At 70.9% G+C, this 20242-nt stretch carries 21 protein-coding genes; 9 read left to right on the top strand and 12 right to left on the bottom strand.

The genetic code is table 11. The features are described from left to right. Positions 1-512, top strand: a 512-nt coding sequence (locus NS220_RS20180; protein WP_058624447.1) for a hypothetical protein, incomplete at its 5' end; no start/stop codon positions are given. 64 nt (positions 513-576) lie between these two features. Here NS220_RS20180 and pth read toward each other — a convergent pair. Together pth and NS220_RS12875 are read right to left on the bottom strand one after the other, a co-directional pair. Continuing rightward, entirely contained in the window at positions 577-1161 is a 585-nt protein-coding gene (gene pth, locus NS220_RS12880) for an aminoacyl-tRNA hydrolase (RefSeq protein ID WP_058624446.1), read from the bottom strand. Between the two features lie 94 nt (positions 1162-1255). After that, positions 1256-1882, bottom strand: a complete 627-nt coding sequence (locus NS220_RS12875; RefSeq protein WP_058624445.1) for a 50S ribosomal protein L25/general stress protein Ctc — start codon at positions 1880-1882, stop codon at positions 1256-1258. A 277-nt stretch (positions 1883-2159) separates the two neighbouring features. Here NS220_RS12875 and NS220_RS20730 point away from each other — a divergent pair, with 277 nt between their 5' ends. Beyond that, positions 2160-2285, top strand: a complete 126-nt coding sequence (locus tag NS220_RS20730; protein ID WP_275044496.1) for a hypothetical protein — start codon at positions 2160-2162, stop codon at positions 2283-2285. A gap of 6 nt (positions 2286-2291) precedes the next feature. Here the strand turns inward: NS220_RS20730 and NS220_RS12870 are convergent, their stop codons facing one another. The 4 genes from NS220_RS12870 to NS220_RS12855 all read right to left on the bottom strand — a co-directional run bounded on the left by NS220_RS12870 (position 2292) and on the right by NS220_RS12855 (position 6558). Continuing rightward, on the bottom strand, positions 2292-3029 hold the full coding sequence (locus tag NS220_RS12870) for a fumarylacetoacetate hydrolase family protein (RefSeq protein WP_058624444.1): 738 nt from the start codon (positions 3027-3029) through the stop codon (positions 2292-2294). Beyond that, positions 3026-4441 (bottom strand): MFS transporter, encoded by a 1416-nt coding sequence (locus NS220_RS12865; protein ID WP_058624443.1) that lies wholly within the window; start codon positions 4439-4441, stop codon positions 3026-3028. The genes NS220_RS12870 and NS220_RS12865 overlap by 4 nt, the downstream gene beginning before the upstream one ends. A 229-nt stretch (positions 4442-4670) precedes the next feature. Further along, positions 4671-5462 carry an IclR family transcriptional regulator gene (locus NS220_RS12860; RefSeq protein WP_058624442.1) on the bottom strand — a complete coding sequence of 264 codons (792 nt, stop codon included), beginning with the start codon at positions 5460-5462 and terminating at the stop codon, positions 4671-4673. A 40-nt stretch (positions 5463-5502) separates the two neighbouring features. Continuing rightward, positions 5503-6558 carry a D-2-hydroxyacid dehydrogenase gene (locus NS220_RS12855; RefSeq protein WP_058624451.1) on the bottom strand — a complete coding sequence of 352 codons (1056 nt, stop codon included), beginning with the start codon at positions 6556-6558 and terminating at the stop codon, positions 5503-5505. Between the two features lie 110 nt (positions 6559-6668). Here NS220_RS12855 and NS220_RS12850 point away from each other — a divergent pair, with 110 nt between their 5' ends. Then, positions 6669-7580, top strand: coding sequence for an NAD(P)-dependent oxidoreductase (locus NS220_RS12850; RefSeq protein WP_058624441.1), 912 nt, complete (start codon positions 6669-6671; stop codon positions 7578-7580). Between the two features lie 51 nt (positions 7581-7631). On the opposite strand, the gene NS220_RS12845 is transcribed toward NS220_RS12850, so the two are convergent. The 3 genes from NS220_RS12845 to NS220_RS12835 are packed head-to-tail and all read right to left on the bottom strand — an operon-like array spanning position 7632 to position 10815. After that, positions 7632-8633 carry a zinc-binding dehydrogenase gene (locus tag NS220_RS12845; RefSeq protein ID WP_058624450.1) on the bottom strand — a complete coding sequence of 334 codons (1002 nt, stop codon included), beginning with the start codon at positions 8631-8633 and terminating at the stop codon, positions 7632-7634. 17 nt (positions 8634-8650) lie between these two features. After that, on the bottom strand, positions 8651-9430 hold the full coding sequence (locus NS220_RS12840; RefSeq protein WP_058624440.1) for an SDR family oxidoreductase: 780 nt from the start codon (positions 9428-9430) through the stop codon (positions 8651-8653). Then, positions 9427-10815: a GntP family permease gene (locus NS220_RS12835; protein ID WP_058624439.1), complete on the bottom strand. Its 1389-nt coding sequence runs from the start codon at positions 10813-10815 to the stop codon at positions 9427-9429. The genes NS220_RS12840 and NS220_RS12835 overlap by 4 nt, the downstream gene beginning before the upstream one ends. Positions 10816-10949: 134 nt before the next feature. Here NS220_RS12835 and NS220_RS12830 point away from each other — a divergent pair, with 134 nt between their 5' ends. The 6 genes from NS220_RS12830 to NS220_RS12805 all read left to right on the top strand — a co-directional run bounded on the left by NS220_RS12830 (position 10950) and on the right by NS220_RS12805 (position 16668). Beyond that, positions 10950-11645, top strand: a complete 696-nt coding sequence (locus tag NS220_RS12830) for a FadR/GntR family transcriptional regulator (RefSeq protein WP_058624438.1) — start codon at positions 10950-10952, stop codon at positions 11643-11645. 26 nt (positions 11646-11671) lie between these two features. After that, positions 11672-12190, top strand: a complete 519-nt coding sequence (locus NS220_RS12825) for a gluconokinase (RefSeq protein WP_058624437.1) — start codon at positions 11672-11674, stop codon at positions 12188-12190. An 86-nt stretch (positions 12191-12276) separates the two neighbouring features. Next, positions 12277-13872, top strand: coding sequence for an NADP-dependent phosphogluconate dehydrogenase (gene gndA / locus NS220_RS12820; RefSeq protein WP_058624436.1), 1596 nt, complete (start codon positions 12277-12279; stop codon positions 13870-13872). Between the two features lie 59 nt (positions 13873-13931). Then, positions 13932-14399, top strand: a complete 468-nt coding sequence (locus tag NS220_RS12815; protein ID WP_081323165.1) for a VanZ family protein — start codon at positions 13932-13934, stop codon at positions 14397-14399. Positions 14400-14404: 5 nt separating this feature from the next. Then, positions 14405-15139, top strand: coding sequence for a response regulator transcription factor (locus NS220_RS12810; protein WP_013586051.1), 735 nt, complete (start codon positions 14405-14407; stop codon positions 15137-15139). Positions 15140-15210: 71 nt separating this feature from the next. Beyond that, positions 15211-16668, top strand: a complete 1458-nt coding sequence (locus tag NS220_RS12805; RefSeq protein ID WP_058624435.1) for a sensor histidine kinase — start codon at positions 15211-15213, stop codon at positions 16666-16668. Between the two features lie 14 nt (positions 16669-16682). On the opposite strand, the gene NS220_RS12800 is transcribed toward NS220_RS12805, so the two are convergent. The 3 genes from NS220_RS12800 to NS220_RS12790 all read right to left on the bottom strand — a co-directional run bounded on the left by NS220_RS12800 (position 16683) and on the right by NS220_RS12790 (position 20241). Next, entirely contained in the window at positions 16683-17696 is a 1014-nt protein-coding gene (locus NS220_RS12800) for a YdcF family protein (RefSeq protein ID WP_153004277.1), read from the bottom strand. 81 nt (positions 17697-17777) lie between these two features. Next, entirely contained in the window at positions 17778-19331 is a 1554-nt protein-coding gene (locus tag NS220_RS12795; RefSeq protein WP_058624434.1) for an FAD-dependent oxidoreductase, read from the bottom strand. Between the two features lie 31 nt (positions 19332-19362). Beyond that, the gene (locus tag NS220_RS12790) at positions 19363-20241 is read right to left on the bottom strand and encodes an FAD:protein FMN transferase (RefSeq protein WP_058624433.1); all 879 of its coding nucleotides are present in this window, start codon (positions 20239-20241) and stop codon (positions 19363-19365) included. Position 20242 lies beyond the last annotated feature (1 nt).

The raw sequence follows: 20242 nt of genomic DNA, 5'->3' as shown, positions 1-20242 counted from the left end.
CCCCCGAGCCGTACAACCCTCCCCCCGCCACGCGCGCCGACGCCGCTGCCGCCCAGGCCGGCTATCCCGCGTCCCCGGCTTACCAGCCCCCGACGGCCGCCCCGCAGAAGCCCTCGAACCGCCTCGGCCTGATCGCCTTCGTGGTGGCCCTCGCGGCCATCGTGATCGGCTCGATCCTGGCCTTCATCGGCGGGATGCAGAGCGGAGCGCTCGTCCAGTACGCCACGACCGGCGCCGACGGCACCCCGCAGATCGACCCGGCGAACCTCTCGGCGAGCGAGCAGCAGGCCGCGGCCACAGCGGGTCTGCTCGCGGTCGCCGGATTCCTCGTCTTCGGCATCCTGGGTCTGTGGGGATTCATCCAGGGCATCATCGCCGCCGTGAAGAACCGGGGTCGCGGCTTCGGTATCGCGGCGCTCATCCTCGCCCTGCTGGGCGGCATCGTGGTCGCCGTCGTCTTCGGCGCCGGCGCGACCGCCGGAGCGGCGCCGTACGTCAACAGCATCGGCTGAGCCTCTCCGCGACGTCGAAAAGCCCCGGCCGAGCGGCCGGGGCTTTTCGTCGTGACGGGGATCGTCAGGCGCGCGGGGCGTGAAAGCGCTGCTGCGCAGCGACCAAGCCCTCCGCGACGAGCATCTCGACCGCGTCGGCGGCATCCGAGACGAGGATCGGCAGGGTCTGGCGCTCGGTCGCACCGAACGGGTCGAGGACCCAATCGGCCGGGTCCTGACGCCCCACGGGACGACCGATGCCGACACGCACGCGGGGGAACTCCGCAGTCCCCAGTGCCTTCGCGACGTCGCGCACGCCGTTGTGGCCGCCGTGGCCGCCACCGGTCTTGAGCTTCACGGTGTCGTACGGAATGTCCAGTTCGTCATGGACCACGATGATGCGCTCCGGGGCGACGTCGTAGAAACGCGCAAGGCCTGCGGCGGGACCCCCGGAGACGTTCATGAAACTGTTGGGCTTCGCGAGGACGAGCTTGGGGCCCCCTGGCCGCAGCCAGGTCTCGGCGACGCGGGCGTTCGCCTTGTGCGCGCGGAAGGACTCGCTGCGCCGCGCGGCGAGCTCGTCGACGACCATCTGGCCGATGTTGTGCCGGGTCGCCTCGTAACGCGGCCCCGGGTTGCCGAGTCCGACGATCACCCACGTGTCTGCCATGGCATCCATTCTTCCGGGTCAGCTGGAGACGAAACGAGGGGGCGCGAAGAACGCGCCCCCTCGTCGACGGTCTGCGTGATGCAGCCGTCCGATATCAGTTGTCGCCGGCCTCGGCCTCTTCGGACTGCTCCTCGGCGACCTCGGCATCGGCCTCGGCGATCTCTTCCTCGGCGGCCAGCGTGTCGAGCGGCACCGAGACACCCACGATGAGGGTCTCGGGCTCGGTCACGAGGCTCGCACCGGAGGGGAGCTTCAGGTCGGCCGCGGTGATCTGCGTGCCGTCCTCGGCGCCCTCGACGTCGACCTCGACGTTCTGCGGGATGTGGGTGGCCTCGACCTCGAGCGACACGGTCGCGGTGTCGAGCATCGCGATGGTGCCGGAGAAGGGCTCGCCGACGACGACGACAGGAACGTCGACCTGGACCTTCTCGCCCTTCTTCACGACGATGAGGTCGATGTGCTCGATGATCTGGCGCACGGGGTCCTTCTGCACGTCCTTGACCAGGACGAGCTGGCTCTTGCCCGCGATGTCGAGGTCGAGCAGCGCGTTCGCACGGCGGATGAGCAGCGCGGTCTGGTGGCCGGGCAGCGCGACGTGCTGGGGCTCGGTGCCGTGGCCGTAGATGACGGCGGGGATCTTGCCCGCGGCGCGCAGGCGACGGGCGAAGCCCTTGCCGAAGTTCTCGCGGAGCTCCGCGACGACCTTGTTGTCTTCCGACATGATGTTCTCCTCGCGGGCGAGCGGCCCGCAGCTTGGGGGCGGGACATGGCCCGCACCGGTGGTCTGGATTCGACTCGAACGCGAGCGCGTGAGGAAAGCCGGGGGCCTGCATCACCGCGTCGATCACGGATGCCACGTTCACCAGCCGGTGTGCGACAGTCCCTCGCCGAAGTACCCCGGAAGTCTACCAGCGTGAGCGCCCGCGCACGACCCGCGCGTGTCGAGGAGCACCGGAGCGCCCCGGTAGAATCGAAGTCCATCGACCCGAAGGATCATCATGGACAGCGGCTTCTTCTCCCACGTCGTGCTCTGGGTCATCGGCGGTGTCGCCCTGGTCGGCGGCATCGGCGCGATCGGCGCCCTCTTCTCGATGGGTCGCAACGCCGGGTACAAGAAGCACTGACGCGCGTCAGGCCGTCGGGGTCCGGAGCCGCAGCTCGCCCACGACGACCTCGACCGTCACTCCCGGCCCGATGGGGGATGCCGAGAACGGCGCGCCCATCATGACCACGTCCCCGGGCCCCAGGGTCGTCCACCCCGCCACGTACGCGAGGCAGGCCCGGAGCGACATCGGGTAGCGCCCCGCTGACGTGTCGCACACCGGCTCGCCGTCGACGACGAGTCGGAGCGAGGTGTCGTCGTCGAGACCGATCGTGGTGTCGATGAACGGGCCGAGCGGGGTGTACCCCTCCCCCGACTTCGACTCGAAGTTGCGCGGATCGAGCGTCGAGCGGTCGGGGCTCGACAGATCGTTCACGGCCGTGACCCCCAGCACGTACTCGTGTGCGTTCTCCGCGGTGAGACCCGTGGTGTCGCGACCGACCACGACCGCGACCTCCGCCTCGGCCACCGTCGTACCGGCGTCGCGTCGCAGCCTCACCGTGCGATCAGGGCCCGTGACGGTCCGGGGGCTCTTCAGCCACGCCTGGACGGGCGAGGCGTGACCGGGCCCGTTCTGGGCGATCCCCACGACGACCGTCGGGACGCACGGGGCGAGGACAGACCCGACGACCGGGGTCCCGGCATCCGCCGCCTCCTCCCCCCGCGCGAACGCGACGTAGGGGTCGTGGATCGGGATGAACCTGTCGCCGTCGACCCGGACGACGCGCACGCCGTCGGGCGTCTGCACGCGGGCGATGCGGGTCATCGGATGGTCCGCACGGTCACGGTCGTGGCATCCACGCCCTCGCCCGCCTCGTCGCGCGAGACCTTGATCGCGTCGTCGGTGCGCGTCAGGTCGCGGCGGAGCGTCTCGGGGACGAGGAAGGTCGACGCCGTCGTGATGAGCGCGAGGGTTCCCATGTAGATCGCCAGCAGCAGCCAGTTCGCTCCGCTCACGGCGATGATGTACGCGCCGAGGACACCGGCCAGACCGCCGGCGAGGACCGCCGAGATCTCGCGCGCCATCGCGACGCCGAGGTAGCGGTGTCGGTTACCGAACAGCTCGGGGAGCATGGCGCACTGGGGTCCGAGCATGGAGTTGACCGCGACGCCGATGCCGATGGCGATGACGCCGATCGTGATCGGGTAGCTCCCGAGCGAGATGAGCCACCACGCCGGGAACGTGAAGACGAGCATGAACAGCGCGCCCGCGCGGTAGACGGTGCGACGGCCCAGGCGGTCGGACAGGGCGCCGGTCAGGGGCACCGAGAAGATACCGATGAGCGATCCGAGCGTGACACCCCAGGTGAGCAGGCTCCGGTCGGCCTGACCGCCCACCGACGCGACGAAGAACGTCAGCGCGAGGGTGTTGAACATGTACGAGCCGCCGTTCTCGGCCATGCGCAGGCCGATGCCGACGATGATGCCGGGAAGACCCCGCGTGAAGATGTCGCGGATCGGGCGCTCGGCGATCTGCTCGCTCTTCTCGAGCTCGATGAAGGTCGGGGTCTCGCGCAGGCGCATGCGGATGAACAGCGCGAGCAGGATCAGCAGGAACGACGCGAGGAACGGCACGCGCCAGCCCCAGCTGAGTAGCTGATCTTCGGGCAGGAGGGAGATGAGGCTGAACACCACGGCCGCGAGCAGGGTGCCGGCCTGGATGCCGATGAACGGCAGGGCCGAGAAGAAACCGCGGCGCTTGACGGGCGCGTACTCCGCCATGAGAACCGTGGCTCCCGCCTGCTCGGCACCGGCGCCGAAGCCCTGCAGCAGGCGCATGATCACGAGCAGGATGGGCGCGAGGATGCCGACGGTCTCGTACGTGGGCAGGAGGCCGATGGCCGTGGACGCCCCGCCCATCAGCAGGATCGTGATGACGAGGACCCACTTGCGCCCGAGCTTGTCGCCGAGGACACCGAAGAACAGCCCTCCGAAGGGGCGGGCGAGGAAGCCGACGCCATAGGTTGCGAAGGCGGCCACCGTGGCGAGGGCCGGGTTGTCCTGCGAGAAGAACAGGACGTTGAAGATCAGGGCCGTCGACAGGCCGTAGAGCGCGAAGTCGAAGTACTCCAGAGCGCTGCCGATGCTCGACGCGAGTGTCGCGCGGCGCAGGTTCGCGGCGTACTCGGGATCATCCTGCGGCTGCGGCGTCGGTGTGGATGCAGTGGTCACGGCCATCTCCTTCGATCGGCTGGGGGTGGTGCGACTGTACCAATGGAGTGAACGCAGTTCAACATGTTGGACGGATTCTTCGACTGATGGCGCGGCGCAGCGCCACCGCGGGGTGCGGGACGGATCCCGTCGACCCTCACGCCCGCCGCGCGGAACGCGCCACGAACCGGCCGAGGCCGCGGGCGGCGGGGGCGCGCGCACGCACCCCGAAGGCCGGGGGCGACCGCGAGAGGGCTCAGACCGAGCGCGACGCGCTGAACGGGTTCGTGAGGGCCCGGGCGGCCTCGCGCAGCGCGGCGCCGACACGGCCGACGCGTTCGGGCGTGGCATCCGCGACCGGGATGCCGACCCCTAACGCCAGCTGCGGATCCCCCGGTGCCCACCCCTCGAGCGGGACGGCGACGCCGACGATGCCGCGGAACGACTCTTCCTCGTCGACCGACCACCCCCGCTCGCGGGCGGCGACGAGTTTCTCGATCACGGCGTCGACGTCGATCGTGCTGTGCTCGGTGAGGCGGGGCAGCGGACCACGGGTCAGCAGGGCTCGGACCTCGGCGTCGCTGCGCGTCATCAACAGCGCCCGCCCCGTCGCGGAGAGGGCGGCGGGCAGGCGCGAACCGAGAGGGGTACCGAGTCGCACCGACCGCGAACCCTCGTAGCGCGCGAGGTAGAGCGCATCGGTGTCGTCGAGCACCGCGACCTGCACGAGCTCCGACGCCAACGCCGGCGAACCCTCACACACGGCGTAGAACTCGCGCACCTGATTGAACTGCGCGGCGAAGGCCCCGCCGAGCTCGGCTGTCCGGATGCCGAGGCGGTACCCGAGCGGCACGCGCTCGATCATGCGGCCGGCCTCGAGCGACAGGCAGAGGTTCGCCGTCGACGACTTCGCGAGCCCGAGGCCCGCCGCGAGTTCGGTCAGCGTCAGCGCCCGTCCCGCCTCGGCGAGCAGACCCAGCAGACGGATGCTGCGCCCGACAGCGGGCGCCGGGTCGCGCGCGATCGCGCTCGCTTCGTCATCGCTCACGGCGACCTCCCGTCGTCCCGGCGTCGCGAGGGGCGACGCGTCAATAGAACTCGACCGTATCGACAACCGCGCGCATCGGCTCGCCGTCGAGCAGACGCGTGGCGTTCTCGGCGAAGCGCCGCGCGATGCGCTCCTCTTCCTTGCCGTTGAGGGCCGCGGTGTGCGGGCTCACGAGGACTTTCGGATGCCGCCAGAGCGGCGACTCGCTCGGCAGCGGCTCCACCTCGAAGACGTCGAGGGCGGCGAACGACACGCGACCGTCGTCGAGGGCGGCGAGGAGCGCGTCCTCGTCGATCACGGTTCCGCGTCCGACGCTCGCGAGGATCACCCCGGGCTTCACCGCGGCGAGCACCTCGGCACCGACGAGGTGATGGGTCTGGTCGGTCCCTGGAAGGGTGACCACGATGGCATCCACGTCCCTCACCGCCTTCGACAGTTCGTCGAGAGGGACGAGCCGGTCGACGCCCTCGACCGGAACACCCGAGCGCGTGGTCCCCCACACCTCCGCGCCGAGCGCGTGGAAGCGGCGCGCGCACTCGGCGCCGATCCCGCCGAGACCGACGATCAACACGGTCATCTCATCGACCTGGCGCATCTCCCAGCGGTCGGTCCATCGGCGGTCGGCCTGCTGCGCGGCGAGGCGCGGGAGGTCCTTCGCGCCGGCGAGGACCCCGAACACCGCGAACTCCGCGAGCGGCCCCCCGTGCACACCGGCGCTCGTCGTGAAGACCACGCGGTCGAGCGCCGTCCGGTCGAGGTCGGCGGCCTTGACCTGGCCCCCGCCCCCGGCGGCGGTGGTCATCACCCATTTCAGATCGGGGTTCGAAGCGACCGTGCGCGCGAGGGCGGCGGGGTCGACGTCGGGGATGCCGAAGAGCGCCTCGGCCGAATCGACCATCGCGTCGAACGCGCGCTGCTCGTCGGCGGAGCGCGCGTGCGCGGGGTCCCCCGACCAGTCCGCCGGCCCTCGCATCGGCCGGGTCAGGGACGCGTCGCGCACGAGCTCGATGCGCGGCTCGAGACGCTCGATGAGCCGGCAGTGCTCTTCTTTCAGGGGCACCGCCACCACCGCGCGTAGGCTCTTGCGTGTCGACATCGTCGTCGTCTCCTCCCGCCGCGGAGCTGGTGTCCAGCCGCGGATCGTCGAATCGTCGTTCACCATACTGAACCCTGTTCAACCCATTGTCCAGCCGGTAGAATGCCGGCATGACCACGCTCGACGAAGAGACCGGCCCTTTCCCTCCCGCATCCGAGGTGCGCCTCGGCGTCTGGGGTCTCGGCGCGATGGGCGAGCCGATGGCTCGGCACCTGCTGTCCGCACGGGCGGCCCTCACCGTGCACGCCCGCCGTGAGCGCCCCGCGCTGACCGACGCGGGGGCGCGATGGGCCCCGACCCCGCGGGAGCTCGCCGCCGCCACGGACGCGATCCTCGTCATGCTCCCCGACCTTCCGCAGCTGGAGGAGCACCTGGACGGGGCGGACGGCCTTCTCGCGGGGATCGACGGGCGCGACTACCTCCTCCTGATCGGCTCGACCTCGTCACCCGTCGGCGTGCGCGCGCTCGCGGAACGCCTCCCCCGTGGCATCCGGGTCGTCGACTGCCCCGTCTCGGGCGGCGAGGACGGCGCGAAGGCGGGGACCCTGTCGATCATGCTGGGCGGCGAGAGCGCGGACGCCGATCTCGCGGCGGCCCTCCTCGCCCCCTGCGGCACCCCGGTGCGTCTCGGCCCGCTCGGCGCGGGAGAGGTCGCGAAGGCGTGCAACCAGATGGTCGTGGCGGCGACCATCCTCGCGCTCGGCGAGGCGACCGAGCTCGCCGCGCGGTCCGACGTGGACCCCGCGGCGCTGTGGAAGCTGCTCGGCGGCGGGTACGCGGGCTCGAACCTGCTGAACAGCCGCCGCGAGAAGCTCGTGACCGGCGACGACTCCCCCAGCGGGATCGCCGGGTACATGGTGAAGGACCTGCGCTTCGCCGCCGACATCGCCGCCGCGACCGACACGCGACCGGCCCTGCTCCCCGCCCTGCGCGCGGCCTTCGACGAGATCGTCGATCGCGGCCTCGGCGAGCGCGACATCGCCGTCACGCGGCGCTTCACGGCCGCGCGCAGCGACGACTGACCACCGGCGAACGCCCCGGTGATCGTGACCACCGGGGCGTTCGTCGTTCGGTCAGAGGGCGAAGACGACCTTCCCCGAGCGCTGCGAGTCGCGCGCCGTGGCGAAGGCCTCGGCGGCATCCATCACCGCGAACTCGTGCGTGAGGGCGCTCTCGATGCCCGGGTTCTCCGCGAGCAGGGCGACCGCGCGGTCGATCTCGTCGCGGAAGCGGAAGGCGCCGAGGTAGCGCACCTCCTTCGAGATGAACGGGGCGAGGTTCACCGGCCGCGGCTCGTCCGGGAGCATGCCGACCTGCACGACGGTGCCGCCGGGGCGGACGGCTTTCAGCGCGGTCGAGATCGACACGGGAACCCCCGAGCACTCCAGGACCACCGCGTAGGCGTTCGACTCGACCGCGGCCGCGGAGACGTCGATGGTCGCCGACGCCCCCAGGGAGGTGGCCCGCTCGAGCGGCCCCGACAGCACGTCGGTCGCCGTGACGCGCGCACCGGCGGCCACAGCGGCGGCCACGGCCATCAGACCGATCGGACCGGAGCCGGTGACGAGCACATCGAGCCCCTCGACGGACCCGGCCTTCCCGAGCGCGTGCAGGGCCACGGCGAGCGGCTCGGCGAGGACGGCCCGGCGCACCGGCAGGTCGGCGGGCAGGACACGCACCATGTCGGCCTCGACGATCAGGAACTCGGATGCCGCGCCCTGGGTGTGCGGCCAGGTCGACGCACTGCCGAGGTAGGAGCCGCCGGGCCACAGGTGCGGAGCATCCTCGATGCCCTCGCGGGGCGTCCCGAAGCGCGCGGGGTGCACGGTGACCGGCGTTCCCTCGGCGAGCGCGCCGGAGGGGTCGAGATCGACCCGGCCCGAGAGCTCGTGCCCCGGCACGAGCGGCTCCCGCACGACGAACGCGCCGTTGGCGCCCTCGAAGTAGTAGTGCAGATCCGACCCGCAGATGCCCACGTACTCGACGCGCAGGCGCACCTGCCCCGCGCCCGGCTCGGGCACCTCGACGTCGCGCACGACGGCGGTGTTCGCCTTCTCGATCAACAGAGACTTCATGCTCATCCCTTCCGCGGTCAGACGACCGCCGTCATCCCGCCGTCGACGAAGATGTTCTGCCCCGAGACGAAGCTCGAGGCATCGGACGCGAGGAACAGCAGCGCCCCGCGCAGTTCATCGAAGTCGCCCCAGCGCGCGGCGGGCGTGCGCTGGGTGAGCCAGCGCGTGAACTCCGGGTCGTCGACGAGGTCGCGGTTCATCTCGGTCGCGAAGTACCCCGGGCTCAGTGCATTGACCTGGATGCCGTGGCGGGCCAGGTCGGCGGCCATGCCGGCGGTGAGCTGCGCGACGCCGCCCTTCGTCGCCGAGTACGGCGCGATGGTCTGCCGCGCGAGACGCGATTGGACCGAGGCGACGTTGACGACCTTGCCCGAGCCGCGGGCGACCATCGCGGGGGTGACGAATCGCGAGACGTAGAACACGCCCGAGAGGTTGGCCGCGACGATGTCGTCCCAGTCGGCGACCGGGAACTCGTGGATGGGTGCACGACGCTGCACGCCGGCATTGTTGACGAGGATGTCGGGCACGCCGACGTGCTCGAGCAGCTTCGCGACGGCGCTCTCGACGGCCCCCGCATCGGTGACGTCGAACGTGACCGCGTGGGCGGGGCGACCCGACAGCTCCTCGGCTTCGCTGCGCGTCTGCTCCACGGCATCCGCGTCACGCCCGTGCACGATGAGCCGGGCTCCGCCGCGCGCGAGGGTCAGCGCCAACGCGCGGCCGAGGCCCCGAGACGACCCGGTCACGAGGGCGAGGCGGTCGGAGACGTCGAAGAGGTGGGCATTCGAGGTGGTCACAGGAGTCCTCCGATCGCGAAGACGGCGAGCGCGGCGAGGAAGCCGAGCACCGACTCGATGGCCTGCTGCACGGTCCAGGTCTTCAGGGTGGTCTTGACGTCCATACCCATGAGGCGACCCACGAACCAGAACCCGGAGTCGTTGACGTGACCGGCGAACACCGAACCCGCCGCCGTCGCCAGCGTGATCGCGGCGATCTGCAGCGGCGAGAAGTCGCCTGCCATGACGGCCGGGGCGGCGAGACCCGCCGCGGTGACGAGGGCGACGGTCGCCGAGCCCTGCGCGAGGCGCAGGATCACCGCGATGATGTACGCCGCCACGATGACCGGGAGTCCCAGGTCGCCGAGGCTGTCGGCCAGGGCGTCGCCGATGCCCGAGGCGCGCAGGACCGCGCCGAACATGCCACCGGCGCCTGTGATGAGGATGACCGAGCACACGGGCCCGAGCGCCGAGTCGACGACCTTCTCGAGCGCCGTCCCGTTCTCTCCGCGACGGAAGCCGAAGACCACGGTCGCGACCAGCACGGTGATCAGCAGCGCGACCGGCGAGTTGCCGAGCAGGACGAGCACCTGGACGACGATGTTGTCGGTGTCGACCGCTCCGGCGGCGCCGAGGGTGGTCAGCCCGGTGTTGAGGAAGATGAGGAGCATCGGCAGGAGCAGGACGGCGATGACGGCGGCCGGCTTCGGCGGGTTGCTCGGCTGGTCGGCGTCGATGTCACCGAACAGCGCGGGCACGGGAAGCACGAGGCGCTTCGCGACGAACTTCCCCCACAGGTAGCCGGAGAGGTACCAGATCGGGAAGGCGACGATGAGACCGACGATCAGCACGATGCCGAGGTTGGCGCCGTAGAGCTCGCTCGCGCTCACGGGGCCCGGGTGCGGCGGCAGGAACACGTGCATGACCGAGAACGCGGCGGCGGCCGGAAGACCGAACAGGAGCACGTTGTTGCCCGAGACGCGCCGGGCGATCGCGAAGATGATCGGCAGCATCATGACGAGTCCGGCGTCGAAGAACATCGGGAACCCGAGGATCAGCGACACGATGCCGAGGGCGAAGGGCGCGCGCTTCTCGCCGAAGATGCGCACGAACGTGTCGGCGAGGGCCTGCGCACCACCGGAGTGCTCGATGAGCCTGCCGAGCATCGCGCCGAGTGCGACGAGAAGGGCGACGGTGCCGAGCGTTCCACCGAACCCGTCCGTCAACGTCTTCACCACGGTCGAGACCGGGATGCCGGCGGCGAACGCCGTGACGAGCGAGACGATGATGAGCGCGAGGAACGCGTGCACCTTCAGCCAGATGATGAGCACCAGGATGAGCGCGATGGCGCCCGCCGCGATGAGGAGCAACGGCGTGGTGCCGAGTGTCTGCGTCCAGTCTTCCAAGGGATCTCCATTGATACGGGGGGATGCGCGGAGTCCGATCGACGCCCGCGCGTGAAGAGTGTTCGCAGAATCCTCACACAATGATCATATTTTTGACAAGATATGGTCGTACCTAAGGACCCAAGGAGGGGCATATGGCGCGAGCGTCGCACGGCTCGTTGGTGGATGCCATCGGTATGCGCATCGTCGACGGAGACCTTACCGCCGGTCACGTGCTGACCCTCGCCGCCCTCGAGGCCGAGTACGCCGTCTCGCGCACCGTCGTCCGTGAAGCCGTGCGGGTGCTCGAGGCGATGGGGATGCTCGCGCAGCGCCGCCGCGTCGGCATCACGGTGCGTCCCGCCGACGACTGGAGCGCGCTGGACACCCGACTCATCGGCTGGCAGCTGGCCGGACGCCGTCGCGACCAGCTGATCGCCAACACGACCGAGCTCCGCGCGGCCGTCGAGCCCGTGGCCGCCCGACTGAGCGCGCGCCGCGCGACGGACCTGCAGCGTGGCGAACTGCTCCGTCTGGCCGACGAGCTCGCCCGCCTCGGCGCCGCCGGCCTCGGCAACTCCCCCGAGTACCTCGCCGCGGACATCGCCTTCCACGACCTGATCCTCGTCTCGAGCGGCAACCTCATGCTCGCCGCCGCCCGAGCCCCGATCGCCGCCGCGATCGAAGGCCGCGCCCTGCACGGGTTGACCCCCGGCATCCCGAATCCCGACGCGCTCGACAACCACGTCGAGACCGCCGCCGCCATCGGTCGCGCCGACGCCGACGCCGCCGAGGAGCACACCCGCCGATACGTCGCGGCGGTGCTCACCGAAGTCCGCCGCACCATCTGACCGACCGATCGACGAAGAGAGAGCTCATGGTCGCCACACCCCCCGTCCTCGTGTTCATGGGTCCCGCCGGGACCGGGAAGTCCACCGTCGCCGGCATGCTCGCCGGTCGCCTCGGCTGGGACTTCCAAGAGGGCGACGACCTGCACCCCGAGGCGAACGTCGCCAAGATGGCCGCCGGTCACGCGCTGAACGACGACGACCGCTGGCCCTGGCTCGATCGGGTCGCGGCGTGGATCGACGGCCAGCGCGCCGCCGGGCGCCCCGGGATCATCACGTGCTCGGCCCTCAAGCGCAGCTACCGCGATGTTCTCCGTCGCGACGACGTCACCTTCGTCCTGCTGATGGGCGACCCCGCTCTCGTGCTCGAGCGCCTCCTGCGCCGCCAGGGGCACTACATGCCGCCGTCCCTGCTCACCTCGCAGTTCGAGACCCTGCAGATGCCGGATGCCGATGAGCGGGCGATCCGCGTCGACCTCGACCTGACCCCCTCCCAGCAGGTGCAGGAGGTCATCGACCGCCTCAGCCTCGACATCGCCCCTGCCTGAAACACGCCGAGGCCGAGCCGATACAGTGACGGAGGCGGCCCGCGTGAATCGCCCACCCTTCCTCGCACCTGAATACGGAGCAACGAATGACGTCCACCCCCTCCCCGACCGGACCCTCGACCGACCAGGACCAGGCCCCTCACACGGCCGCTCAGGTGCACGAGGGTGCACCCGGTCCCGAAGAGGTCGCGCGTCCCACCGCCGAGGCCGACTCCCGCCCCGAGGGCGACGGCCCGGCGCACGCGAACATCGGCGTCGTCGGCCTCGCGGTCATGGGCTCGAACCTCGCGCGCAACCTCGCGAGCCGCGAGGGCAACACGGTCGCGGTGTTCAACCGCAGCGCCGACAAGACCGAGCACCTCCTCGACGCGCACCCCGAGGCGAACTTCGTCGCTTCGTTCTCGTACGAGGACTTCGCCGCGTCCCTGAAGACCCCGCGCACCGCGATCATCATGGTCAAGGCCGGTCGCCCCACCGATTTCGTCATCGACGAGCTCGTCAAGGTCTTCGAGCCCGGCGACATCATCGTCGACGGCGGCAATGCCCTCTTCACCGACACGATCCGTCGAGAGAAGGCCGTGCGCGAGACCGGCATCAACTACGTCGGCATGGGCGTGTCCGGCGGCGAGGAGGGGGCCCTTCTCGGCCCCTCGCTCATGCCCGGCGGCTCCGACGAGTCGTGGATCACCCTCGGGCCGATCCTGACCTCGATCGCCGCGGTCGCCGAGGGCGAGGCGTGCGTGACGCACGTCGGCCACGACGGTGCAGGCCACTTCGTGAAGATGGTGCACAACGGCATCGAATACGCCGACATGCAGCTGATCGCCGAGGCCTACGACCTCATCCGCCAGGCCACGGGCAAGACCCCCGCCGAGATCGCCGACGTCTTCGCCGAGTGGAACCGCGGCGAGCTGGAGTCGTACCTCATCGAGATCACCGCCGAGGTGCTCCGCCAGAACGACGCCGAGACCGGGAAGCCCCTCGTCGACGTGATCCTCGACCAGGCGGGCGCCAAGGGCACCGGCGCGTGGACCGTGCAGACAGCGCTCGACCTGGGTGTCCCCGTCTCCGGCATCGCCGAGGCCACCTTCGCCCGCTCGTTGTCGAGCCACCCCGAGCAGCGCGAGGTCTCGCGCGAGCTCCCCGGCCCCTCGGGCACCGAGCTCCTCTCCGGAGCGGATGCCGAGGCCTTCATCGAGAAGGTCCGCCTGGCGCTCTATGCCTCGAAGATCGTGGCCTACAGCCAGGGCTTCGACGAGATCCGCGCGGGCGCCGCGCAGTACGGCTGGAACATCGACCTGGGTGCCGTGTCGAAGATCTGGCGCGGCGGCTGCATCATCCGCGCGCAGTTCCTCAACCGCATCGCCGAGGCGTACGACGCCGAGGCCACCCTCCCCGTCCTGCTGACGGCCCCGTACTTCGTCGAGGCGCTCGGCCGCGCCCAGGACGCCTGGCGCGACATCGTCTCGCTCTCGGCGGCCAGCGGCATCCCCGCCCCGGCGTTCAGCTCGTCGCTGGCGTACTATGACGGCCTGCGCGCCGAGCGGCTCCCCGCGGCCCTCATCCAGGGCCAGCGCGACTTCTTCGGGGCGCACACCTACCGTCGCATCGACAAGGAGGGCACGTTCCACACCCTCTGGTCGGGCGACCGCACCGAGATCGAAGCCGAGGACACGCACTGACGGTCGAGGACCGTCGTCAGACACCGGATCGAGACCGTTTGGGGACCCCGGGTCGAGACATGACGAAGCGGCGGCGGGCACTGCTCGCCGCCGCTTCGGCGTCGTACGCGTTCGCGGTGTGGTGGATGACCCTCCGTCCCACGATCTACGACGCCCGGGTCGGGGGCCTCCTGCACGCAGTCCTGCACGGCCTCCGTTCGTGGCCGCCCACCGCATGGATCACGTTCGACGTCGTCGAGTTCACCGCGAACGTGGGGATGTTCGTGCCGCTCGGGATTCTCGTCCTCGCGTGGGGCGGGCGCTGGTGGCTCGGCATCCTGACCGGCGTGCTGGCGAGCACGGTCATCGAGACGGCCCAGTTGCTGTTCCTGCCGACCCGGGTCGCCGACGTGCGCGACGTCGCCGCGAACACCCTCGGAGCGGCGATCGGGGCGGGAATCGCGGTGCTTCTGGGTCGGCATGCAGCTCGCTCTCAGGATTCCCATAACCCACGCCATAGAAAGCTCATAGATACGAGCGCACAATGAGTTTCATGACCGCGACCGCCGCCGCCCCCGCCTTCACCCGCCCCGACGGGAGCGCTCTGCGCGTCCTCGTCGTCGATGACGAGCAGATGCTCACCGACCTTCTGTCCATGGCTCTGCGCATGGAGGGCTGGGACGTCCGCACCGCCGGTTCCGGCTTCGATGCCCTCCAGGCCGCGCGTGATTTCGCTCCCGATGCCATGGTGCTCGACATCATGATGCCCGACCTCGACGGCATGGCGGTGCTGCAGCGGCTGCGGCACTCGGGCAACGACGTCCCGGTGCTCTTCCTCACCGCGAAGGACGCCGTCGCGGACCGCGTCGCGGGCCTCACCGCCGGCGGCGACGACTACGTCACCAAGCCGTTCAGCCTCGAAGAGGTGGTGGCGCGTCTGCGGGGGCTGATGCGCCGCGCCGGCACCGCCCTCACGCGCGATTCGGAGCCGATCCTGCGCGTGGGCGACCTGTCGCTGAACGAGGACAGCCACGAGGTCGTGCGCGGGGGCCACGAGATCGAGCTGACGGCGACCGAGTTCGAGCTGCTGCGCTTCCTCATGCGCAACCAACGCCGTGTCGTCTCGAAGGCCCAGATCCTCGACCGCGTGTGGAACTACGACTTCGGCGGTCGCTCGAGCGTGGTCGAGCTCTACATCTCGTACCTGCGCAAGAAGATCGACGCCGGCCACGACCCGCTCATCCACACGGTCCGCGGCGTCGGCTACATGATCAAAGCGCCGCAGTGACGGCTTCTCCACCTCCCGAACCCGCGCGCTGGTGGCGCCGCGGTCGGCCGTGGAGCCTCCAGGCGCGCCTGATGACCGCGGTCATCGGCATGGTGGCCTTCATCCTCATCATGATCGGCGTGTCCACCAGCGCCATCCTGAGCGGGGTCTTGCTGAACAACCTCGAAGCCGAGGTCGGCGACGTCGCCTCGCTCGCCCAGCCGCGTATCTCGCTCCAGAGCACGGCCGAGGACGTGCTGGACTCGGGTCCGTTCGACAACGGCACCCTGATGGTCATGAGGACGCGTCTGGGAGGCACGACGGGGGCTGTCGTGGACGACGGGAACTCCCGCGCCCTGACGTCCGACGAGCTCGCGCAGATCGTGGAGAGCCTCGCCTCCTCGAGCCCCGCGTCGCGCACGGTCGAACTGCCGAACCTCGGCGAGTACCTCGTGCGTCCCTACGGTTCGGCCGGCAGCGACGAGGTCCTTCTCGTAGGGCTCCCCCTTTCGCAGGTCACGGGGACGATCGGCGCCATCCTCACCACGGTCGCCCTCGTCACCACGGGAGGCCTGCTCCTCCTCGCCGCCGTCATCGCCCTCGTCATCCGTCTGGGGCTGCGGCCCCTCAAGGCGGTGTCCGAGACCGCGACACGGGTGGCCTCGATCCGCATGGACCAGGGAGACGTGTCCATCACCGAACGCGTCCCGGCCGATCAAGTCGACGACCACACCGAGATCGGACAAGTGGGCGCGGCGCTGAACACGCTCCTCGATCGGGTCGACGCCTCGCTGTCGGCCCGCCAGCGCAACGAAGAGCTCATGCGCCGCTTCGTCGCCGATGCCAGTCACGAGCTCCGGACGCCCCTGGCATCCATCCGCGGGTTCTCCGAGCTGTCGCTGCGCGCCATGCGACAAGCCCACGACGACGAATCCCGCCAGCGAACCGCCATGGCGGTGGAGACGACGGAGCAGTCGCTCGAGCGTATCCAGGCGCAGTCGATCCGTATGACGACGCTGGTGGAGGATCTGCTGCTGCTCGCGCGTCTCGACGAGGGGCAGGAGCTCGTCTACGGCACGGTCGATCTCACCCGCCTCGCGGTCGAGGCCGTCGGCGACGCGCGACCCGCGGGTCCCGACCACGTGTGGAAGATCGACGTCGACGATCACCCCGTCGAACTCGCGGGCGACGCGGCGCGGTTGCACCAGGTCGTGGCGAACCTGCTCGCGAACGCCCGCACCCACACCCCGGCGGGCAGCGAGGTGTGCGTGTCGGTCCGGCGCGAGGGTGAGGACGCCGTCCTCCGGGTCCACGACAACGGCCCCGGGGTCGACCCCGCCGTGGCCGCGCAGCTCTTCGAGCGCTTCGCGCGGGCCGACCGCTCACGCGATCGCAAGACCGGGGGCACGGGCCTGGGGCTGTCGATCGCCCGCGCGATCGTCGAAGCGCACCGGGGCTCGATCAGCGTCCGCAGCAGCCCCGGAGATACCACCTTCGAGGTGCGCCTCCCGGCGAAGCCGCTCGACCCGGGCGAGGCGGCGACGTCCTGAGGAGCGGGCGGGACTCAGACGAGGAAGATCGCCGCGTACACGCTCACCAGGGTCGCGCCGAACACCAGCGCGAACATCACGTGCAGTCCTCGCTGGCGATCAAGCAGGGCCACGTACTCCCGCAGGAACGCGCTGGGCACGAAGTAGGCGGCCGTGCGGGCACCCACGACGCGTGCACCCGGGAGCCTTCGACGGGCCAGGAGCCCCGCGCGCAGAACGTGGTAATCGCTCGTGACGACCAGCGGGGGCCCCGGGGCGCCGATGTCATCGACGATGGCGCGTGAGAACTCGAGGTTCTCCCGCGTGTTCAGCGAGCGCGTCTCGGGCCGGATGAGGTGACCCGGGACGCCCTGGTCGCGCAGGTACTCCGCCATGGCCTCTCCCTCGGGCCGAGGCTCGTCCGGACCCTGCCCTCCGGAGGGGACGAGGACGGGAGCCTCTCCCCCGGCCCGGCTCGCGCGCCGCCACGCGGCGATCGCGCGGTCCAGACGACCCCGGAGCAACGGGGGAACGTCGCCGTCGATGAGTCCCGAGCCGAGGATCACGATCGCGCGCGGCTGTCGCGGCACCGGGAGCGCTGCGTACAGCAGCGAGGAGACGAGGAACGCCACGAAGGCCGCCGCCGCGTAACCCGCGACCAGCACGACGCCGGCGGCCGCCAGGAAGCCCCCCAGTCCGCCCCACGCGAGCAGGGCCAGCAGGAGGAACGGGAAGACGAGCAATCCGACCCCGGCCAGAAGTGACAGGAGATTCGCCAGGCTCCGCCCCTCGAGCCGCAGCATCGTGATGCCGTTGGTGATGAGGAACACCGCCAGCACCAGCAGGATCACCGGCACCGCGACCGCGACGACGAAGATGGTCGTGCGGGCGGCATCCGGATCCGACGAGACGAGCAGCTGCAGGACTCCGAGCGCGGCGAAGACGACCGCGGCGACCAGCAGGGTGCCTTCGCGCAGTTGCGCACGCTGACGAGCCCGTGCCACCGCGAAGACGACGAGCAGCAGCGCGGCGAAAGCCAGGAGGAGCATGTCGCCGACGCTATCCCGCCGAGCGCGCCTGACCCGGTCGGTTGCAGCTGGGCCCGGGGTATGTATGCGTGCGAGAGCGGGTCAGTACCCGGCGAACGCGTCGGTCGTGAGGGACTTCGCCTTGGACAGGGCGGGGGCGAGCGTCGCGATGAGTCTCGGCGGCCCCGAGACGTACGCGGCGCGCTGTGCGATGTCGGGGACGACGCGCAGCAGCCCGTCGGCATCGACGCGATCGGGGCCCGCCCACGTCCACCCGTCGGGCAGATCGCGCGGCTCGGCCCGCGAGAACACGACGACCGGGATGCCGCTGGCGGCGATCTCGTCGCGGAAGGCGAGCTCGTCCGGCTCCGCCACCACGTAGACGAGCACCGCGTCGCGGCGCTGACCGGTGGCCATGAGGTGCCGGAGCTGCGAGACGAACGGGGTCACGCCGATGCCCGCGGCGACCAACAGCACAGGCGCGGTCGGACGCGCGGGCAGGAGGAAGTCACCCCACACCCCGGTCACCGCAAGGGTCGAACCCGGCTCGACCCGACCGAGGGCCTTCTTGTACGACGACTGCGAGCCGTCCTTGAAGGCGATCCGCACCTCGGGGAGGTCCTCGGGCGCCGAGACGATCGAGAACTCCCGCCGGGTCCCGCGTGCGTCGGGCCGGCGGTGCGGGACGTCGAGCTCGAGATACTGCCCGGGCGAGAACGCGAACGGACGGGCCGCGTGGAACGTCAGCTCGCGCACGGTCGGCGTGAGGTCACGCCGCCCCTCGACGCGCAAGCGCACGGCCGCGCGCAGGCAGAAGACGAACGCGACGAGGTTGCCGATCAGCAGCGCCCGCTCCTGGCCCAGCGTGAGGGCGCCCACCGCGATCGGCCATCCGGCGAGCACCCCGACCACGACGGCGACGGCGTACTGCTGCACGCGACGCGGCGGGAGGGTGAGCGGCTCCGACAGCATGAACGCGCCGAGGAAGAGGAACGGCGACGAGAAGGCGACCTGCAGCAGCAGTGCGGGAACGTCCACCGGGAAGCCCGCCGACTGGAACTGGATCGTCGTGCGCACGAACGCGACGGCCATCGCCACGATCCAGAACGTCACCACGATCGGGAGCTTGTCCGTGCGCAGGAGCAGCAGCACCCCCAGGACGAGCACCGGTCCCGCCATCCACGGCGATCCCACCCACCAGGCGGATCCGCCCAGGTCGGGGGCCCAGATGCTGACGATCGTCAGCACCGCCGCGCCCGTGGCAGCCGGGTTGAAGATGTGGCGGCCGCGCCAGGCGAGCAGGTACTTCGAGGCGGATGCCGCGAGCCCGGCGAGGGCGAGACCCGAAAGGCCCAGCGGCTCGACGGTCGGCCGAAGCACGAACAGGAGGATCGCGGCGGTGATCAGCGACGATTCCAGACGCCGCGGCATCCGCACCACGCTCTGCGCGACGAGGTCGGTCAGGCCGCACGCGACGGCGAGCACGACGGCGCTCGCGACGATCTCCAGCGGCTGGGGACCGATCTGCCCCGCGAACGAGAGCACGAGGGCGTACAGGGCCAACAGCCCCAGGGACGACATCACCAGGCGGTACATCGAGACCCGGCCGATCAGGCCGAGCACGCGGGTCGAGCCCGCGGTGAGCGTGGCGCTCATGAGGTTCCCTTCGAGAACGGAAGCGTGGGGATCACGCGAAGATCTCCCCGTCGAAGCCGGGCGACCACTCCACGCGGCCGTCGGTGTGCATGCGCACCCAGTGCGCGTTCCACGATGCCGCGAGCTCCGGCCCGCCGTCGAAGAACAGGGCGGTCGCGAGCGCGTCGGCTCGCATGGCGGTGTCCGCGAGCGCCCACGTCGCAGCGAAGGCGCGGACGGGGGCGCCGGTACGCGCATCGAGGACGTGGTGCAGGTTGTCGCCCCACGCCCGGCGGTTGATGGCCGACGCGCACAGCGCCGCGTCGGTCACGGTGACGACGCCGATCGCGCGCGTGGCGTCGTAGGGGTGCTCGAGCGCGACGCGGATCGACTCCCCGCGTGCGGCCAGGTCACCCGACGCGTCGACGACGACGTCGCCGTCGACGTGGGCGCGGACGGTGTCGAGCACGAGGTCCACGAGGCGGCCCTTGCCGAGCGCCCCCACGTCGATCGTCGCCGGTCGCGCGACGGACAGATTCCCGTCCCGCCAGGCGAGGGTGTCACGCCAGGCCGGAGCCGGCTCGGGGTCGCCCCACGGCGCGAGGGTCAGGCGCGCGTCGTAGCCCAGCCGGGCCAGGGCGTCGCCGACGAGCGGGTTGACGGCGCCGGCCGTCGCAGTGTCGAGCTCGTCGTACAGCGAGAGCATGGCATCCGCGTCCTCGGGGGTGGGGACGGATGCCGTGCGCCCGTCCGCGAGCGCCGAGACGAGCGAGTCGTCACGGAATCGCGACCACTCCCGGTCGAAGCGCTCGATGACGGCCGACACCGCGTCGTGGGCGATCGAGGGCAGGGGGGATGCCGTCTCAATCGCCCACGACGTGCCGATCGCGTCGAAGGTCCAGGTCGAACCCGTCGCGGTCGGGAAGGTCATG

The sequence above is a fragment of the Microbacterium testaceum genome, from assembly GCF_001476655.1.
Classification (GTDB): domain Bacteria; phylum Actinomycetota; class Actinomycetes; order Actinomycetales; family Microbacteriaceae; genus Microbacterium; species Microbacterium testaceum_C.
This window is presented reverse-complemented; position numbering and strand designations above follow the sequence as displayed.

Bases quoted from the DNA above. Each gene is read 5' to 3' on its own strand.
- pth (WP_058624446.1), bottom strand. From the start codon at position 1,161: ATGGCAGACACGTGGGTGATCGTCGGACTCGGCAACCCGGGGCCGCGT.
- NS220_RS12875 (WP_058624445.1), bottom strand. From the start codon at position 1,882: ATGTCGGAAGACAACAAGGTCGTCGCGGAGCTCCGCGAGAACTTCGGC.
- NS220_RS20730 (WP_275044496.1), top strand. From the start codon at position 2,160: ATGGACAGCGGCTTCTTCTCCCACGTCGTGCTCTGGGTCATCGGCGGT.
- NS220_RS12870 (WP_058624444.1), bottom strand. From the start codon at position 3,029: ATGACCCGCATCGCCCGCGTGCAGACGCCCGACGGCGTGCGCGTCGTC.
- NS220_RS12865 (WP_058624443.1), bottom strand. From the start codon at position 4,441: ATGGCCGTGACCACTGCATCCACACCGACGCCGCAGCCGCAGGATGAT.
- NS220_RS12855 (WP_058624451.1), bottom strand. From the start codon at position 6,558: ATGTCGACACGCAAGAGCCTACGCGCGGTGGTGGCGGTGCCCCTGAAA.
- NS220_RS12850 (WP_058624441.1), top strand. From the start codon at position 6,669: ATGACCACGCTCGACGAAGAGACCGGCCCTTTCCCTCCCGCATCCGAG.
- NS220_RS12845 (WP_058624450.1), bottom strand. From the start codon at position 8,633: ATGAAGTCTCTGTTGATCGAGAAGGCGAACACCGCCGTCGTGCGCGAC.
- NS220_RS12830 (WP_058624438.1), top strand. From the start codon at position 10,950: ATGGCGCGAGCGTCGCACGGCTCGTTGGTGGATGCCATCGGTATGCGC.
- NS220_RS12825 (WP_058624437.1), top strand. From the start codon at position 11,672: ATGGTCGCCACACCCCCCGTCCTCGTGTTCATGGGTCCCGCCGGGACC.
- gndA (WP_058624436.1), top strand. From the start codon at position 12,277: ATGACGTCCACCCCCTCCCCGACCGGACCCTCGACCGACCAGGACCAG.
- NS220_RS12815 (WP_081323165.1), top strand. From the start codon at position 13,932: ATGACGAAGCGGCGGCGGGCACTGCTCGCCGCCGCTTCGGCGTCGTAC.
- NS220_RS12810 (WP_013586051.1), top strand. From the start codon at position 14,405: ATGACCGCGACCGCCGCCGCCCCCGCCTTCACCCGCCCCGACGGGAGC.
- NS220_RS12805 (WP_058624435.1), top strand. From the start codon at position 15,211: ATGACCGCGGTCATCGGCATGGTGGCCTTCATCCTCATCATGATCGGC.
- NS220_RS12800 (WP_153004277.1), bottom strand. From the start codon at position 17,696: ATGCTCCTCCTGGCTTTCGCCGCGCTGCTGCTCGTCGTCTTCGCGGTG.
- NS220_RS12795 (WP_058624434.1), bottom strand. From the start codon at position 19,331: ATGAGCGCCACGCTCACCGCGGGCTCGACCCGCGTGCTCGGCCTGATC.
- NS220_RS12790 (WP_058624433.1), bottom strand. From the start codon at position 20,241: ATGACCTTCCCGACCGCGACGGGTTCGACCTGGACCTTCGACGCGATC.